The sequence below is a fragment of the Nitrospirae bacterium CG2_30_53_67 genome, assembly GCA_001873285.1.
GTDB lineage: Bacteria > CG2-30-53-67 > CG2-30-53-67 > CG2-30-53-67 > CG2-30-53-67 > CG2-30-53-67.
The window spans coordinates 1-16,240 of the sequence record MNYV01000168.1 but is presented as its reverse complement, the minus strand read 5'-3'; the positions used below and the strand labels follow the sequence as shown (position 1 = coordinate 16,240).

Genomic DNA, 16,240 nt, shown 5'->3' with positions numbered 1-16,240 from the left:
GAAAAGAGAGTGGATGAGATCCAGAAGAAGACGGACGACTCGATTCAAGAGCTGGAGAAACTTCTGGAAGCCAAAAAGAAAGTGGTCTACGATATCCCCGATGTCTCCCAGAAGGAGATGCAGCCTGTGATCGACCAGGGAGAAAAGATCCTGCAGACACTGAAGAAGGATCGAAGCCGAGGCTTCCATAACGCGGCCTACTCGTCTCTCCTCGTCAAGAATGCGCGGGATATCCTGGAGAAGGCGGCCCTTTCCAAAGGAGATCAGGAAAAATAAAGGGAAGATTTTTTTTGCAAAAAGTAGAAAATCGCCTCCATTCCGGCCGATTTTGCCCTCTGTAAAATCCTTTATTTTCCAATAGATTACATCCGCATACAGACTGATGTGTCAAATCGCCCCATTCCGCCGCCTTTCTCTTTTTCCCCATCAGGATTGCCCTCAAAAATAACCTTTTAAAATGAATGGGTTATACACCAACCGCCGGTTGGGGGAATATGGCATTATATTTGCTATATAGCATCCATGAAACCTGGTTTTGTATTCCGGGTGAAGGGATCGAGGCATCTGCCATACCGACCCCAAGAGGGCTGTCATGCCGCCTTTTGAAAATGGATACGAGCCTACCATGCGTATATTGGTCATTGATGATGATCCGGAAATGGGCCGACTTATCAAGAAGTTTCTAAGCCGAGAAGACTATCGTGTGGAGACGGCCTTAAATGGGTCGGATGGACTTCTTTTGATTCAGCAGAAGGCCTTCGACCTGGTCATCAGCGATCTTAAGATGCCGGGAATGTCGGGTTTTGAATTGATCCGGAAGGCCAGGGCAGTCGCACCCGATACGCCCTTCATTCTGATTACGGCTTTCGGCCATGTAAAGACCTATATTGATGCCATGGATGCAGGCGTTTTCGAGTATATCAATAAACCTATCAAGCTAAAAGATCTCAGGCTCATTGTCAGGAAAGCGCTTCAAGTAGACGCCCTGGAATGCAAAATACAGTAAGACGGCGCCAATCCGGTTCATGGGCGGATGATTCAGTAAAGTGAAACGCAGCTTTTCAACCAGTCCTACCCTTCGCTGAAAAAAACTCTTTATTCAGCGGGCAAAAATACATATAATACATATATAAGCAAAGAAAATCTTCCGATCTCCTGAAATGAACAGGTCACGAACCGATCATACTCCATGTAAGGAAGGTCGGATTCATCCTGTTTTCTTAACCGAGAAGGGGCCGTAAAAATGAGCGATCTTCCAAATCAGTCAAAAACCATCTTCTCCGTACCCAAAGAATTTGCCGCCGGGGCAAGAGTCAAGATGGATGACTACAAAAGGATGTATCATGAATCCATCCATAACCCGGAGCATTTCTGGGGAGAGGCGGCAAAACGAATCCATTGGTTTCATCCATGGGACAAGGTCAGGGATACGGACTTTGCAGAGGCAAAGATTGCCTGGTTCACCGGCGGGAAACTGAATGCCAGTTACAACTGCCTGGACCGGCACTTGAGCGGCGCGCGGCGGGACAAGGTCGCCCTGATCTGGGAAGGGAATGAGCCCGGCCGCTCCAGGCGTATCACCTATGCCGAGCTGCACCGCGAGGTCTGCCGTTTCGCGAACGTTCTCAAGAAAAACGGAATCCGCAAGGGGGACCGTGTGACCATCTATCTGCCCATGGTTCCTGAACTGGCCGCGGCCATGCTGGCGTGTTCCCGGGTCGGCGCCATCCACAACGTTATTTTCGGCGGTTTCAGCCCGGACTCCATCCGGGACCGTGTCAACGACTCCGGTTCCGTCATGATGATCACCGCCGACGCGGGTTACCGGGGCATAAAGGAGATCCCCTTGAAACAGAATGTGGATCAGGCCCTGGATGGCTCCCGGCAGATTAAAACCTGCATCGTCTTGAACCGATCGGGCAGGCGCTCGGCCGACATGCAGCCCGGACGAGATCTCTGGTGGGAAGACGAGATGTCATCTCCCGATATTGCCGACACCTGTGAACCCGAAGAGATGGATGCGGAAGACCCGCTTTTTATTCTCTACACCTCCGGTTCCACCGGCAAGCCCAAAGGGGTCATGCATACAACCGGCGGTTTTCTGGTTTATACCAGCTTCAGCCATGAGATGATTTTCGACCTTCGTGAGGACGACGTCTTCTGGTGCACCGCCGACATCGGATGGATCACGGGGCACAGCTATATCGTCTATGGTCCGCTTTGCAACGGAGCGACAAGCCTGATCTTCGAAGGGGTCCCGAACTATCCGGCATGGAGCCGTTTCTGGGACGTGGTGGACCTTCACAAGGTTTCCATCTTTTACACGGCGCCGACGGCCATCCGGGCCATCATCCGTCAAGGGGAGCAACATCTCAAAAACAACCGGCTGACCAGCCTCAGGCTTCTCGGCACCGTGGGCGAACCCATCAATCCCGAGGCCTGGCTTTGGTATCACGATAAGGTGGGTAAAGGGAAATGTCCCATTGTGGATACCTGGTGGCAGACGGAAACCGGGGGGATCCTGATCACCCCTCTTCCAGGCGCTATGCCGCTCAAACCCGGATCGGCGTGCAAACCGTTCTTCGGCGTGGAACCGGCGATTTTGGATCAGGATGGAAACGAATTGACCGGTGAAGCGAGCGGTCTGCTGGCCATCAAGAATGATTGGCCGGGCATCATGAGGGGCGTATTCGGAGATCCTGAACGATTCTACAAGACCTACTTTTCAACCTACAGGGGGTACTACCTCACCGGCGACGGCGCCAGAAGGGACGCAGACGGCGACTATTGGATCACAGGACGCGTGGATGACGTGATCAACGTCTCAGGCCATCGGATCGGTACGGCTGAAGTGGAGTCGGCGCTGGTGCTTCATAGTCAGGTCGCCGAGGCCGCAGTCGTGGGATACCCTCATGACATCAAGGGACAGGGGATCTACGCCTACGTCACCCTTAAAAACGGCCTGAAACCTTCTGAAAAACTCAAAGAAGAGCTGATCCGGCAGGTCAGAAAAGAAATCGGGCCTATCGCCGCCCCGGACATCATCCACTGGGCGCCCGGACTTCCCAAAACCCGAAGCGGCAAGATCATGCGCAGAATCCTCCGTAAGATTGCCGGTATGGACTACGATCAACTGGGGGATACGACCACGCTGGCCGAACCGGAGGTCATTGACGTATTGATCCGGGACCGCAAAAACATGACATCCTGATCCGCAGATCCGGCGTTTCCACATAACGGCAGTCCTTTCCTTTCAGACTATGGAATCCCATCTTTCTGCTTGACTTGATATTCTCCGGTCTTATGGTATAGTGGATTTCATCAACGGATGGACCGGCTGTATGGACCTACGAGCATGACCGTAAAAAAGGAGCGCGAAGGATGGATACGGAAAGACTCGTATTTTTCAGAGACATCATCCTTTCAAGCCGGGATAAACTCCTCAGGTCCGTCAAAGGCATCGAAAGTGAAATCAATGCTTATATGGGTCAACAACTGATCGAGTTCAATGAGCGGAGCGGGGAGGAAACCGCGGTCCATCTCCTGAACAAGCTGGACTATCGTCAGAAAAAAGAACTCTCCTTCATCGAAGAGGCCCTTTCGAGAATCCGATCCAAAACCTACGGCATCTGCATCCGTTGCGGAAAGAATATCCCGGAAGACCGCCTTCTGGCCCTCCCCTACACAACCGCCTGCAAGCCCTGCGCAGTCAAAGAAACCTGAAACCTTTCATTTTCAAAAAAGGATGCCTTCGTTGAAAGAGGCCATGCTCTACCGGAAGACCCAGGGAAACGAAGTGATCTGCAATCTTTGCAGCCATCGTTGCCGGATCAAAGACTCAAAACGCGGCATCTGCGGAGTCCGGGAGAACAGGCAGGGGGTCCTCTATTCGCTGGTCTACGGAAAACTCATCGCCAAGGCCGTGGATCCGATCGAAAAGAAACCCCTTTTCCATTTTCTGCCCGGTTCCAGGTCATTATCCATCGCGACCGTAGGATGCAATTTCCGCTGCCGTCACTGTCAGAACGCCGATATCGCCCACATGCCGCACGACTTGAACCGGATCATCGGGGAAGAGGTCCCTCCGGAAGAGATCGTCCGGGAATGCCGATCACAGGATTGCCGGAGCATCTCCTACACCTACACCGAGCCTACGATTTTTTTCGAATATGCCTATGACATCATGAGACCAGCCCACGAGTTGGGGATCAGGAATGTCTTTGTAAGCAATGGATACATGACCGGGGAGGCGGTTGAACGGATCGCCCCCTATCTCGATGCCGCCAATATTGATTTAAAGGGGCTGGATCCCTTCTATAAAAAGATCTGCAGCGCCCGCATGAAGCCCGTGGTGGAGACGATCCGGAAAATGCGTGAACTCAAGATCTGGGTTGAAGTGACGACGCTGGTCATCCCCGGCCTGAACGACAGCGAAGACGAACTGCGGCGCCTGGCCGAAATCCTATCCGATATGGATTGTTCGATCCCATGGCACCTCAGCGCCTTCCACCCTTCCTACCGGCTCATGGACAAACCCAGGACACCCCCGGAGATCATCCGCAAGGCCAGAGAAATCGGCATCCAGGCCGGATTGAAACATGTTTATGTCGGGAACCTCCCCGGGGAACAAGGAGAGAATACCTTTTGTTCGCAGTGCGGCCATCTTCTGATCGAGCGTGCCGGTTACACGATCATGCAAAACCGCATCACCGGGGGAAAGTGTCCTGATTGCGGTCTCCTCATGGACGGCGTGTGGTCCTGATGAACGATAAAGTTCGGCGGATAAAAATGGTCGAGACCCAGCTTATTCCAAGGGGCATCAAGGACCCAAGGGTATTGGATGCCATGCAGGAGATCCCCAGAGAGAACTTCGTCCCGGAAACATCCCGCTCCATGGCCTATGAAGACCGCCCTATCCCGATCGGAGAAGACCAGACCATTTCTCAGCCCTATATGGCGGCCCTGATGACCCAGGCGCTCAGGCTTCGCGGCCGTGAGAAGGTTCTGGAAATCGGCGCCGGTTCCGGATATCAAACCGCCATCCTTTCGAAACTTGCTGAACATGTCTACTCCATCGAACGTATTCCGACCCTGGCCATAAAGGCAAGAGAGACGCTCAAGAGACTCGGATACGCCCATGTGACGATCATGGTCGGTGACGGGACCAAAGGAGATCCGGAACATGCCCCTTTCGATGCCATCATCGTCACAGCCGGCTCACCCGGGATCCCTCCATCGTTAAAGGAAGAATTGGCGGACGGCGGGAGGCTGGTCATTCCCGTAGGAGGACGAGGTTACCAGGAACTTCACAGAATCACCCGGCATGGAGATGATTTTGTCACAGAGAACCTGGGGGGATGCATCTTCGTCCCCCTGATCGGCGTGGAGGGATGGGACAAGGAGACCCCCATGTAGAGTTTGCAGAATTCTCACGATCGGGTATAATTTTGACATCTCCAAAAGAGTGGGTTAAAACATCAGGGTTCAAGGGTTCAAGGGGTCCAGGGTTCGAGTGAAAAGCTTAGCAAGAAGCTGAGGGGTTAACAGATCAAGAGCCCCGGGGGTAGATGAGATGATAGAAGAATACCTAAATTTAAAAAAACAGGACGAACGGGATGAAGCATCATATTAAACCCTATGAGATCATGAATCACACCGCTGATCTGGCCGTTCGGGTCAGGGGGAAGACCCTGGCGAATCTCTTTGAGAATGCAGCCTTCACCCTCTTTGACAACATGGCGGCGATGCAGAATGTTCAAGAGAAATGCGAAGAGAAGATCCTGGTAGAAGGAATGGATATCCAGGAACTCATGGTGAACTGGCTGAATCATTTCCTTTATATTCGGGATACAAGGTATATGATCTTCAAAAGGTTTGAAATTCAGGACATGAGCCGGACCTTCCTTGAAGCCGCTGCATGGGGAGAGGCGTATCAACCCGGCAGGCATGAATGGCTCACGGACATCAAGGCGGCAACCTATCACAATCTGCGGATAGAAGAGCATGCCGGGGTCTGGACCGCCGAGATTCTGCTGGATATTTAAAAGAGGATCTTACAGATGGAGTTCAAAGATCTCAAAAAAATCCATGACAACCTCTATGAGATCCCGATACAGGGGGCGATGAGAGTCCCCGGCCGCATCTTTGCAAATGAAAGACTGCTCAAAGATATCCTTGCAGATAAAAGCCCGGAGCAGGTCATGAACGTGGCCGCCCTCCCCGGTATTCTCAAATATTCCCTGGCCATGCCGGACATGCATTGGGGATACGGATTTCCCATCGGCGGGGTGGCTGCAACGGACATGGACCAAGGTGTGATCTCCCCGGGAGGCGTGGGATATGATATCAACTGCGGATGCAGGCTGATCCGCACAAACCTCACTCATGGGGAAATCAAGCATCGTATACGAGACTTGGTCACGGCGCTCTTTCAGAACATCCCCTGCGGTGTGGGTTCCCATGGCGCCATCCCGGAATTGAACCGTTCGGAGGAAGAAAAGGTCATGGTTCAGGGCGCAGCCTGGGCCGTGAAAAACGGCTTTGGAACCCAGGACGACCTCGATCATACCGAGGAATCCGGATGTATGCCCGGCGCTGACCCGGACAAGGTCAGCGAGAAAGCCTGCGAGCGAGGATTGAACCAACTGGGCACGCTCGGTTCCGGGAATCACTTCATTGAGATCCAGGTGGTTGATGAGATCTTTGATGAGGCCGCAGCCGGCACATTCGGCCTTTTTAAACAGGGGATCACCTTGATGATCCATTCAGGATCCAGAGGCTTCGGCTACCAGATCTGCGACGATTACCTCAAGGTCATGTCCCACGCCGCATCCAAATACCATTTTACACTTCCGGACCGTCAATTGGCCTGCGCTCCTCTATCCTCTCCGGAGGGGAAGGATTATATGGCGGCCATGGCCTGCGCTGCCAACTTCGCCTGGGCGAACCGCCAGATCATGATGCATCTCTCCATCCATACCCTTCAGAAGGCCTTGGGCATGGGTCCGAAAGAAATCGGCGCGCGGCTCGTTTATGACGTCTGTCACAATATCGCCAAGATCGAAGAGCACCGTATCAACGGTCATCAACGCAGGGTCTGTGTACATAGAAAGGGGGCCACACGAGCCTTCCCCCCCGGCCATCCCCTCATTCCCAAGGATTACCGCCGGGTCGGCCAGCCGGTCCTGATTCCGGGAGACATGGGACGCGCATCCTATGTATCGGTAGGAACTGAAGAGGCCATGCAGCAGACCTTCGGCTCCACCTGCCACGGCGCCGGTCGTCTCCTCTCGCGGCATGGGGCCGTCAAAGCCGCCAAGGGAAGGGCCATTTACAGGGAACTCGAAGACCAGGGCATTATCGTCATGTCCAGAGGAAAATCCACCCTGGCCGAGGAGATGCCCGAGGCCTATAAAGATATCCATAACGTTGTACAGGTCATGCATGATGCAGGAATCGCGCTTAAAGTAGCGAAAATGAGGCCTTTAGGTGTCATAAAGGGATAAAAGATGGTTTTTCCCGAAATTATTAAACAAAAAATCATTATATTAAATATTATTTTTCAGAGTCCGCCGTACACCGATTGAACTCAAATTGTAAGTTTAAAAAGAAATTGCCGAATAGACACATTTAAGGTAGAATATGGATAACACATGAAGGAGAGGATGAGGGGAAAAATTTTGAAGGGAGGAAAAATCATGGCGGCCATCATCACACCGGATAAGACGTTGGATGTCAGAGGGATCGCATGCTCATTGGTCATGATGAAGACGAAACAGACCTTGGACGGCATGGAAGCGGGGAAAGTACTGGAAGTGATCACCACGGACGAATGCACGGAGTATGATATTCCTGCTTGGGTTTCCAGAACGGGCAAAGAGCTGTTGACGACCAGCAAAGATGGATGAAGGAACGATCAAATTCTATATCAGGAAACGATAAGCTCTTTCCATGTTCTGCCCCGGATTGCGATTGACTGATAGAAATCATTCATGTTTCAGTCAAGGCCTGAAGTTTCATATTCTAAAATTTTTTGATTTTAAAAGATTTTTTCATGGGTGGAAAAAATCTTTTCGATCCCCGTTGGTTCATGGATCACCGTACAGGGAGGAAGGCTCTGCAAGAAGACCTTTCCATACGAGCGGGATTGTATGCGCCTGTCCATGATGGAAAGAACACCCCGGTCCTTTTTGTTCCGGATCAGGCGCCCGAACCCCTGTTTCAAGTTGATCACCGCTTCAGGGAGCTGGTATTCGTAAAAGGGGTTCCCTCCCCTTCTTCGGATCGCATCGATCCGGGAGGCCACCACAGGATCCGAAGGCGAGGCGAACGGGAGTTTATCAATGATCACACAAGAAAGAGATTCTCCCTGGACATCGATCCCCTGCCAGAAGGAACGCGTGGCCAAAAGCACGGACTCGGTCTCCTCTCGGAACCGTGCAAGAAGGGCCTCCCCGGAGTCATCCCCCTGTTTTAATAGAGGATAGTTTATCCTTCCCTCAAGCAGATCGTAGACGGCGTTCATATGCCGGTAGCTTGTAAAAAGAATGAACGCACGGCCCCTGGTCTTCTCCAATATCTCTTGTATATGAAGCGATGCCTCTTCGACAAAGTCCGGACTGTCCGGTTCGCTCTTCATATCCGGGAGATAAAGAATAACCTGCGAGGCATAGTCAAAGGGAGAAGGAAAGGACCTCTCTGCTGCGTCTGCGATCCCCAGCCGTTTCTTGATGAATCCGAAGCTCCCCCCGGCCGTTAATGTGGCCGAAGTCAGCACCGCGCAGGAGACCTTGGAAAAAACTTTCCCGGCCAGATCATTGGAGACATCTATCGGCGATGCATGAAGGAAGACCCCTTTCCCACGGATCTCACGCCAGTAGACCCTATCCGGATCTTTCGCCTCCATGATCCGCTGAAGATCGCCGGATAACTCACCCGTCCTTCCGGCGCATGAGGCAAGCGCCTCGCCGCCGGATACGATTTCCTTGAGTTCTCCTTGCAGCCGGCCAAGGAGAATCATCAACTGCGAGCTCTTCAATAAAAGGCCGGCATCCGTCTTCTCCTTCAGAAGGCGCATTCTTTCCGGCCCGTGCACGAAAGACGAAAAAAAATCCATGGACTTTTCCTCAAGCTCAGAGCAGGTCTTTCCAATCCTGACCGCGCCCTTTTTATTCTTGAGATCATGAAGCCCTTGGCGTGTGTCCCGAATCAGTTCGGAAACCCGGTAATTGCTGACCTGAAAGCCGAAGTAATGGGTTGCGACCTCCTCGATCAGGTGGGCCTCATCGAAGATCACCGCATCATAGGCCGGGATCACCTCGCCATAACCCTTCTCCCTGACGGACAAATCGGCAAAAAAAAGATGATGGTTCACAATCACGATATCTGATTTGACCGCCTCCCTGCGCATCCGCGTGATAAAGCACTTTTCAATATCCGGGCACTGACTCCCCATGCAGGTTTCCGCCCCGGAATTGATCCTGCGCCAGAGCTGGGAGTTCACGTCCACGCCGTAGAGGTCCGCCGCATCCCCGGTTTTTGTCTTCCCAACCCATCTTTGCACCGTGCGGAAAAGCCTGGCCTCAATCGGGGTATCCAATAAGGGGAAGGCGCTGAACTTAAGAAACCGGTTCAGGCAGAGATAATTGGACCGCCCTTTCATGTAACTGGCAAGAAAAGGGATAGATAACGCTTTTCGGATCAGAGGGATGTCTTTGTAAAAGAGCTGTTCCTGAAGGGCTTTGGTCCCGGTAGAAACAATCACCTTCTTTCCCGACAGGACCGCCGGTATAAGGTAGGCCAAGGTTTTCCCGGTCCCGGTGCCTGCCTCCACCAGGACATGCCCCCCTTTCAGCAATGCCCGGTAGATCATGCGGCTCATCTCCGACTGCTGAGGCCTCGATTCATAGTCGGAAAGAATGCCGGAAAGACTTCCGGACCCGCCGAATATCTTCTTAAGATCTTTTTGAGGGTCAGACATTGATAAGATCTTTTTGAGGGTCAGACATTGATAATTTGATATTGGCGCCTCCCTATAAATCCGGCCGCTCTCCCTGCCATCTCTGATACAGTTCATGCTCGATGCCGATCACGTCGAGCACACGGCCCACCACAAAATCGGTCAGTTCCTCGATGGTCTTGGGATGGTGATAGAACGCCGGCATGGGAGGAAGGATCACCACGCCGAGACGGGAGAGCTTCAGCATATTCTCAAGGTGAACGGCCGAGAGCGGGGTCTCCCTCGCAACAAGGATCAAAGGCTTTTTCTGTTTGATCATCACGTCCGCGGCCCTGCGCATCAGGTTGTCGGCAAGACCGCAGGCCACGGCCGCAAGGGTCCCCATGGAACATGGGGCGATGATCATCCCCTCCACGGGATTGGACCCGCTGGCAGCGGGTGTTTCAAAATCATAGTTATTAAAGACCCGTATCGAAGCGGGATTGATGCCGAGCTTCTTCTTCAGGACCTTACGAGGGTCTTCTTTTCCCTTGAGAAGGTCAATGCCCGTCTCTTCCCGGATCACGATCTTCCCGGCATCCGAGAGGATCAGGTCCACGTCGCGGCCCTTCCGGTTCAGGACTTCAAGAAGACGCAGACCGTACACCGCCCCGCTGGCGCCGGAGATGCCGAGGATCCATTTTTTATGATGATTCTTATGACTCATACAAGACTCAGGGGACATGCGTCCGTATTGTTAAACCTGACCAAAAACCGAACCACAGAGTGCACAGAGAAATACTCTGTGTTCTGGTTTATTTCGGACTGTCTGCCCTTAAACAACCTTACAACAGAATATCAAGGAGTGTAAAGGCAAATATGGTAACGCTGATATAGCCGTTCATGTTGAAGAAGGCCACGTTGAGCCGGGAGAGGTCCTTCTCGCTGACCAGCGAATGTTCATAAAAGAGGAGCCCCCCCACAGTCAGGACGCCAATGAGATAATAGACTCCCAGGCCGACAAGAAAAGTGATGATCAGAAGGATCATGAATGTGAAAGCATGGAAGACCCGTGCAAGGAGTAAAGAGGCCCTGACCCCGAGGAAACGTGGAATCGAGTGGAGTCCCGCCTTCCTGTCGAAGTCCACGTCTTGAATGGCATACAGGATATCAAACCCGGCCGCCCAGAAGAGAACGGCGAGGCTGAGGAGGATGACGGGAAGGTCCACGGATCCCCGAACGGCGATCCAGGCGCCGGCCGGCGCAATCCCGAGGGAGAGGCCGAGAACCATGTGGGAATACCGGGTAAACCTTTTGGTGAACGAATACCCCAGAATGATGAAGAGGGCGACCGGGGAAAGAATCAGGCAGAGCCGGTTCAAGGAAAAAGCGGCCCATTCGAAGAGGATGACCGATGCCGCGAGCATCACCATGGCCTGCCTCGTCGTGATGATCCCTTGAGGGATCTCCCGCTCTGCGGTCCTGGGGTTGGCGGCATCGAGATCCCTGTCCACAATCCGGTTGAGGGTCATGGCGGCTGTTCTTGCGCCGGCCATGGCCAGAAGAATCCAGAGGAGCTTGTCAACCGGGGGGATTCTCTTCTCGGCAAGCAAGGCCCCCATCAGGGCAAACGGAAGGGCAAAAACCGTATGGGGAAACTTGATCATCCTGAGAAGATTTCTGAGCGTCTGCATCATAGGCTGGAAGAATGGTCTCTTTCGTGTCTAAAACGTACCGACCGTATTTACGAATAAGGCCGCTAAGTTGAACCGCACGGAAAGCGGGGCTGCTATTGACTCAACATCCGGGTCAGATAACGGTTGAGATTTCTATGATCCTTGGGTTTCATCCCGGTGATCTCCACCCCGCAGAGATACCGCCAGCCTGGATAGGCTTTGGAGTTCTGGATATGCCTGACCACGGCCGTTCCCTGCACCAGGCTGAGTTCAGGGAGGGCAATCTTCAGATCACTGATAAATTCCTCTTTCTCGAATATCCGGTTGCAGGTGATGAGCAGCCCATGAAGACCGATATCCACTGCCACACCCCGCTCTTTTCCCAGATCGACCTGGATCGGTTCTCGCAGGATATTTTTGAAACGGTAGGCATGAATATCCTGTACGGTCTCGATCTCGGACGGATAGCCCGCCCTGAACTCACCGGATGCCATGTCCATCTCCGACAGGAGAAAGGATTGAAAATGAAAGCGGGTCCCGCGCCTTGAGTCATATTCCAGGGTAAGGGATCCTTTACCGTTCAGGATGGATTTCACTTCCTGAGGGATCTCCGCCCGAAGCAGAATATAGGCGTTGAGCGGGGAATGATCAACCCCGGACACCTTGGCATGAAAGGAGCGCGGAAAGGATCCCGCAGAGAGCCTGACTTCAACCTGGCTTCCAAGCGCCCATTCGAGGTTCCTCCGCACCTCTTGGCCGGAGGTGATCACCTCCTGTATGGTCTTCTTCCTGCCGAAAAAATTCCGCACCATGGTCAGACGGTTCCCTTCCGGGGTTTCTACTGAATGCATAGATTCAACTCCCTGTAAATTGCGTTGAGCACCTCACCCTTGCGTCTCGTCCATAAAGGGGCCACGAGAAGATCACCCGGGGCCTCGCCCATGAAACGGTGGATCACCATGCGTCCTCCGATCCCATCAAGGATTCTGCAAACCAGACGGACATATTCTTCCATCTCGAAAAGCCGCACCCTCCCCTGAATATACTCCTGTTCCAGGGGAGCGCCTTTGATGATGTGAAGATGGTGGAGTTTGATCCCCTGAATTCCCATATCCAGCACAGCCTGCACGGTCTCCATCATCTCCTGTTCGGATTCTCCGGGAAGTCCGAGGATGACATGCGCGCAGATCGGGATCCCCCGTGCCTGCGCCCGAGAAACCGCATCCTTAAAACAGGCAAAATCATGACCCCGGCGAATCTCCCGTAAAGTCCTGTCGTGAGCGCTCTGAAGCCCGATCTCCAGACAGAGATAGGGGAGCCGATCCTGATAGGAACTGAACAGGTCGAGCACCGGCTCCGGCAGGCAGTCGGGCCGTGTGCCTACGGATAGTCCCACCACATTCGGAACTCTTAGCGCCTCGTCCCAAAGCCTTTGCAATCTCCGGACCGGGGCATAGGTGTTGGTGAACGGCTGAAAGTAGGCGATGAATTTCTCGGCATGGAACCGGCTTCTTGCAATCTCCATGCCTTTAGAAACCTGCCGGACAACCGGCTGGTCCGGGTCGTTCCAGGCGGATGCGGACCCGGACGGCCCGCAGTACGCGCATCCTCCGGCGCCGAGCGTGCCGTCCCGGTTCGGACAGGTCATCCCCGCATGAACCGGGATCTTGTGCACGCGGCAGCCGAACTGCTTTCTGAGTTCATCGCCGATGGTCCTGACCGTCACCGGCTTTCTGATCGTCTCTATATGCATATCCCTGTTACTGCTTGGCATAAAGCGTAATGAACGTTGAAACCCCGTCCTTATCCTCAAGGAGTTTCGCCGTCTGTTCGGCCTCAGCCCGATCCGGATAACGCCCGACCCGGACCCGGTGAAAGGTCCCCTTTCCTGGAACCGTCTTCGGCAGGATGTAGGACGGGTAGCCTTTCTGTTTCAAATGACCCGCCAGCTTCTCCGCTGCCGACCGATCTTCAAATGCGCCGACCTGTATGGTGTACTGCGAGGCCATGATCTTTTGAGTCTCAAAAACAGCAGGGGCCGAGGCCTCCCGGCTCTCAGCGGATCCGGCAGCCTCCGTACGCGCCGAAGGACTCTCTTCGGGCATGGGCTGAGGCGGCGAGGCCCCGACAACCGGTGAGGGAGAAGGAGAAGGAATAGATGGAATCGGTCCCTGGTCCGAGATCCCGTCATTCGGTCCCTTTTTCGAGAGTTCATCATAAAAAGTAAATTCGGATTTAGGCGCCGGCGCTCCCACCTCGGCCTGATGCCCGCCCGCATCCGGAGAAGCGGAAACCTCGGCTGCCTGCTTTTGGACATCGCTGGTGATTGGGAAATAGCGGCCGACAAGGAATCCGAGCGCAAAGACCAGGATGCAGGTCACAACGGCTCCTGAGATCATCAGCTTGTTCTTCTTGTCGTCCAGATGAAATTCATCATCTTCCACGATCTTATCCAGATCCATCATATCCTTTTCCATAGACTCCTCCGACCGGCAAAACACGCATTGTCAAAACCTAACCACAGAGCTGTGGTTTCATCTCTTATCATTTTCGATTACATCTTCTCCGGAGCGGAAACGCCCAGGAGATTCAGGGCATTCCTGATCACGGTTCGCACAGCCCCCACGAGAAAGAGCCGGGCCGAATTCTTCTCCTGTTCTTCAGAAATGATTCGCTGCTTGAAATAGTATGCATGGAGCCGCGCAGCCAGTTCCTGCAGATAGAAAGGAATCCTGTGCGGCTCCAGGGCCAAGGCCGCGCCCTCCACCACTTCGGGATAGGCGCCGAGAAATCTCATCAAATCTTTCTCTTCCGGAAGTGAAAGGAGGTCGAAGTTGACATCGCCGCTTTCCGGGATCGGGATCCCCTTGTCCCCGGCCTGGCGGAATATGCTGCAGATCCTGGCGTGGGCATACTGCACATAATAAACCGGATTTTCATTGCTCTGGGTTTTGGCGAGATCCAGGTCGAAATCCAGATGCGAATCCGACCGCCTGAGAAGAAAAAAGAAACGGGCCGCATCGGTTCCCACCTCCTCGATCACCTCGGACAGGGTGACGAACTCACCGCTTCTCTTCCCCATGCGCACCGGCTTCCCCTCTCTCAACAGATTCACCATCTGAATCAGCAGGACCTGGAGGGTATCGGCATCGTGACCCAGGGCCCGTACCACGCTCTTTATCCTTGGGATATATCCATGGTGATCGGCCCCCCAGATGTTGATCAGGCGGTCAGCCCCTCTCCCCAGCTTGTCACGATGGTAGGCGATATCCGAGGCAAAATAGGTGTACTCGCCGTTCCCTTTGATCAGGACCCGGTCCTTGTCGTCGCCGAACAGGGAGGTCCTCAGAACCAGGGCGCCGTTCTCTTCCTCAAAGACAAGATGCTTCTCTTTCAGCTCGGAGATGCACGCCTGGACCTTTCCCTGCTCATAGAGGGACTTCTCGGAGAAAAAAAGATCGAACCGGACCCCCATTTTTTTTAGGTCCGACCGGATGGCATCGAGCATCATCCTGCAGCCTGAATCGGAAAGCGCCGATATCGCCGCAGCTTCGTCCATGGAGAGAAAGCGGTCCCCTTCTCGATCCCGGACCTGCCTCGCGATATCCATGACATATTCGCCTGGGTAGACCCCCTCCGAAGGGAACGGGACCGATCCATCGAAGAGTTGACGATACCGGAGCCAGACGGACCGGCCGAGGTCCTTCAACTGTCTCCCGGCGTCATTGATATAAAACTCACGGGATACCTCATACCCTGAAGCATTCAGTATCCGGCAGAGGGCATCACCGACCACGGCCCCTCGTCCGTGACCGATATGGAGAGGACCCGTAGGGTTGGCGCTGACGAATTCCACGATGACACGGGACCCCTTGCCCAATTCGGACCTTCCGTAGGCATCCCCCTTGGCCTCAATATCTTTTAGGACCTTGACCCAGTAGTCTTCCTTTAAAAAGAAGTTGATAAAGCCCGGGCCGGCCACTTCGCACCTGGCGATCAACCCATCCGGATCCGATAGATGGTCGATCACGACCTTTGCGATCTCTCGCGGGGAGCGCTTGAGGTCTCTGGCCAGGACCATGGCCAGGTTGGACGCAAAATCACCGAGCAGGGAATCCTTGGGAATATCCAGTTGGATTGCAGGACGCCTGTTCAGCGGAAGCGTCCCGTCCTCTCGGGCCCGGTCGATGGATCCGGCCAATATCTCGGTCAGTGTCTCTTTCAAATCCAACAACCTCACAAAGGTTTTTGACATCTTTTGTTCAAACATATTATTATATATATTTTAAAGGATGTGTCAAATATAAACGCTGATTCGTGTGTGCGACAAATTTATGGGTAACCATTTCTCTAAGAGCGTCATTCCCCGACCCTCGATCAAGCCTACCCTCCGCCCCCCAATCGGGCCTGTCCTCCGACTTCATCGGGGGATCGGAGGGCAGGCTTGATCGGAGAATTTAGGATCGTTGACACGCTCTTTCCGCTGTGTAGCGTCATTCCACGACTCGATCGTGGAATCCAGACGCCAAGGTGTGGATGCCGGATCAGGTCCGGCATGACAACCATATGTAATCCTGATGTGTACCAACTTTTTTGTGCAGACCCATAGCTAAACCCGATGTTGACA

At 53.5% G+C, this 16,240-nt stretch carries 15 protein-coding genes and 1 pseudogene; 9 read left to right on the top strand and 7 right to left on the bottom strand.

Annotation, left to right across the window (positions count from 1 at the left end):
• The 9 genes and pseudogenes from AUK29_10555 (at position 1) to AUK29_10515 (ending at position 7,907) form a co-directional block, all read left to right on the top strand.
• A pseudogene (locus AUK29_10555) lies at positions 1-276 on the top strand (hypothetical protein).
• Between the two features lie 316 nt (positions 277-592).
• Entirely contained in the window at positions 593-1,006 is a 414-nt protein-coding gene (locus AUK29_10550) for a hypothetical protein (GenBank protein ID OIP61250.1), read from the top strand.
• 237 nt (positions 1,007-1,243) lie between these two features.
• Positions 1,244-3,211, top strand: coding sequence for an acetate--CoA ligase (locus AUK29_10545; protein OIP61249.1), 1,968 nt, complete (start codon positions 1,244-1,246; stop codon positions 3,209-3,211).
• Between the two features lie 170 nt (positions 3,212-3,381).
• Complete coding sequence (locus tag AUK29_10540) at positions 3,382-3,723, top strand: hypothetical protein (GenBank protein ID OIP61248.1); 342 nt, start codon at positions 3,382-3,384, stop codon at positions 3,721-3,723.
• 31 nt (positions 3,724-3,754) lie between these two features.
• Positions 3,755-4,762 (top strand): AmmeMemoRadiSam system radical SAM enzyme, encoded by a 1,008-nt coding sequence (locus AUK29_10535; GenBank protein ID OIP61247.1) that lies wholly within the window; start codon positions 3,755-3,757, stop codon positions 4,760-4,762.
• Positions 4,762-5,415 carry a protein-L-isoaspartate O-methyltransferase gene (locus tag AUK29_10530; GenBank protein ID OIP61254.1) on the top strand — a complete coding sequence of 218 codons (654 nt, stop codon included), beginning with the start codon at positions 4,762-4,764 and terminating at the stop codon, positions 5,413-5,415. Before AUK29_10535 ends, AUK29_10530 begins: the two co-directional genes overlap by 1 nt.
• Before the next feature lie 200 nt (positions 5,416-5,615).
• Positions 5,616-6,044: a hypothetical protein gene (locus tag AUK29_10525; protein OIP61246.1), complete on the top strand. Its 429-nt coding sequence runs from the start codon at positions 5,616-5,618 to the stop codon at positions 6,042-6,044.
• A 15-nt stretch (positions 6,045-6,059) separates the two neighbouring features.
• Complete coding sequence (locus AUK29_10520) at positions 6,060-7,505, top strand: RNA-splicing ligase RtcB (protein OIP61245.1); 1,446 nt, start codon at positions 6,060-6,062, stop codon at positions 7,503-7,505.
• A 192-nt stretch (positions 7,506-7,697) separates the two neighbouring features.
• Positions 7,698-7,907 carry a hypothetical protein gene (locus tag AUK29_10515; GenBank protein ID OIP61253.1) on the top strand — a complete coding sequence of 70 codons (210 nt, stop codon included), beginning with the start codon at positions 7,698-7,700 and terminating at the stop codon, positions 7,905-7,907.
• A gap of 131 nt (positions 7,908-8,038) precedes the next feature.
• Here the strand turns inward: AUK29_10515 and AUK29_10510 are convergent, their stop codons facing one another.
• The 7 genes from AUK29_10510 to AUK29_10480 all read right to left on the bottom strand — a co-directional run bounded on the left by AUK29_10510 (position 8,039) and on the right by AUK29_10480 (position 15,838).
• Positions 8,039-9,979, bottom strand: coding sequence for a hypothetical protein (locus tag AUK29_10510; protein OIP61244.1), 1,941 nt, complete (start codon positions 9,977-9,979; stop codon positions 8,039-8,041).
• 52 nt (positions 9,980-10,031) lie between these two features.
• A complete protein-coding gene (locus AUK29_10505) occupies positions 10,032-10,664 on the bottom strand; it encodes an aromatic acid decarboxylase (GenBank protein OIP61243.1) in 633 nt (210 codons plus the stop codon).
• 118 nt (positions 10,665-10,782) lie between these two features.
• On the bottom strand, positions 10,783-11,631 hold the full coding sequence (locus tag AUK29_10500) for a 4-hydroxybenzoate octaprenyltransferase (protein OIP61252.1): 849 nt from the start codon (positions 11,629-11,631) through the stop codon (positions 10,783-10,785).
• 95 nt (positions 11,632-11,726) lie between these two features.
• Complete coding sequence (locus AUK29_10495) at positions 11,727-12,464, bottom strand: hypothetical protein (GenBank protein ID OIP61242.1); 738 nt, start codon at positions 12,462-12,464, stop codon at positions 11,727-11,729.
• Entirely contained in the window at positions 12,452-13,366 is a 915-nt protein-coding gene (locus AUK29_10490; GenBank protein OIP61241.1) for a TIGR01212 family radical SAM protein, read from the bottom strand. Before AUK29_10490 ends, AUK29_10495 begins: the two co-directional genes overlap by 13 nt.
• 7 nt (positions 13,367-13,373) lie before the next feature.
• Positions 13,374-14,090 carry a hypothetical protein gene (locus tag AUK29_10485; GenBank protein OIP61240.1) on the bottom strand — a complete coding sequence of 239 codons (717 nt, stop codon included), beginning with the start codon at positions 14,088-14,090 and terminating at the stop codon, positions 13,374-13,376.
• Positions 14,091-14,167: 77 nt separating this feature from the next.
• Positions 14,168-15,838 carry an arginine--tRNA ligase gene (locus AUK29_10480; protein OIP61251.1) on the bottom strand — a complete coding sequence of 557 codons (1,671 nt, stop codon included), beginning with the start codon at positions 15,836-15,838 and terminating at the stop codon, positions 14,168-14,170.
• Positions 15,839-16,240: the final 402 nt, after the last annotated feature.

Coding starts and splice junctions, on each gene's coding strand:
- AUK29_10515 (OIP61253.1), top strand. CDS start 7,698: ATGGCGGCCATCATCACACCGGATAAGACGTTGGATGTCAGAGGGATC.
- AUK29_10520 (OIP61245.1), top strand. CDS start 6,060: ATGGAGTTCAAAGATCTCAAAAAAATCCATGACAACCTCTATGAGATC.
- AUK29_10490 (OIP61241.1), bottom strand. CDS start 13,366: ATGCATATAGAGACGATCAGAAAGCCGGTGACGGTCAGGACCATCGGC.
- AUK29_10550 (OIP61250.1), top strand. CDS start 593: ATGCCGCCTTTTGAAAATGGATACGAGCCTACCATGCGTATATTGGTC.
- AUK29_10530 (OIP61254.1), top strand. CDS start 4,762: ATGAACGATAAAGTTCGGCGGATAAAAATGGTCGAGACCCAGCTTATT.
- AUK29_10545 (OIP61249.1), top strand. CDS start 1,244: ATGAGCGATCTTCCAAATCAGTCAAAAACCATCTTCTCCGTACCCAAA.
- AUK29_10510 (OIP61244.1), bottom strand. CDS start 9,979: ATGTCTGACCCTCAAAAAGATCTTAAGAAGATATTCGGCGGGTCCGGA.
- AUK29_10485 (OIP61240.1), bottom strand. CDS start 14,090: ATGGAAAAGGATATGATGGATCTGGATAAGATCGTGGAAGATGATGAA.
- AUK29_10540 (OIP61248.1), top strand. CDS start 3,382: ATGGATACGGAAAGACTCGTATTTTTCAGAGACATCATCCTTTCAAGC.
- AUK29_10495 (OIP61242.1), bottom strand. CDS start 12,464: ATGCATTCAGTAGAAACCCCGGAAGGGAACCGTCTGACCATGGTGCGG.
- AUK29_10500 (OIP61252.1), bottom strand. CDS start 11,631: ATGCAGACGCTCAGAAATCTTCTCAGGATGATCAAGTTTCCCCATACG.
- AUK29_10505 (OIP61243.1), bottom strand. CDS start 10,664: ATGAGTCATAAGAATCATCATAAAAAATGGATCCTCGGCATCTCCGGC.
- AUK29_10525 (OIP61246.1), top strand. CDS start 5,616: ATGAAGCATCATATTAAACCCTATGAGATCATGAATCACACCGCTGAT.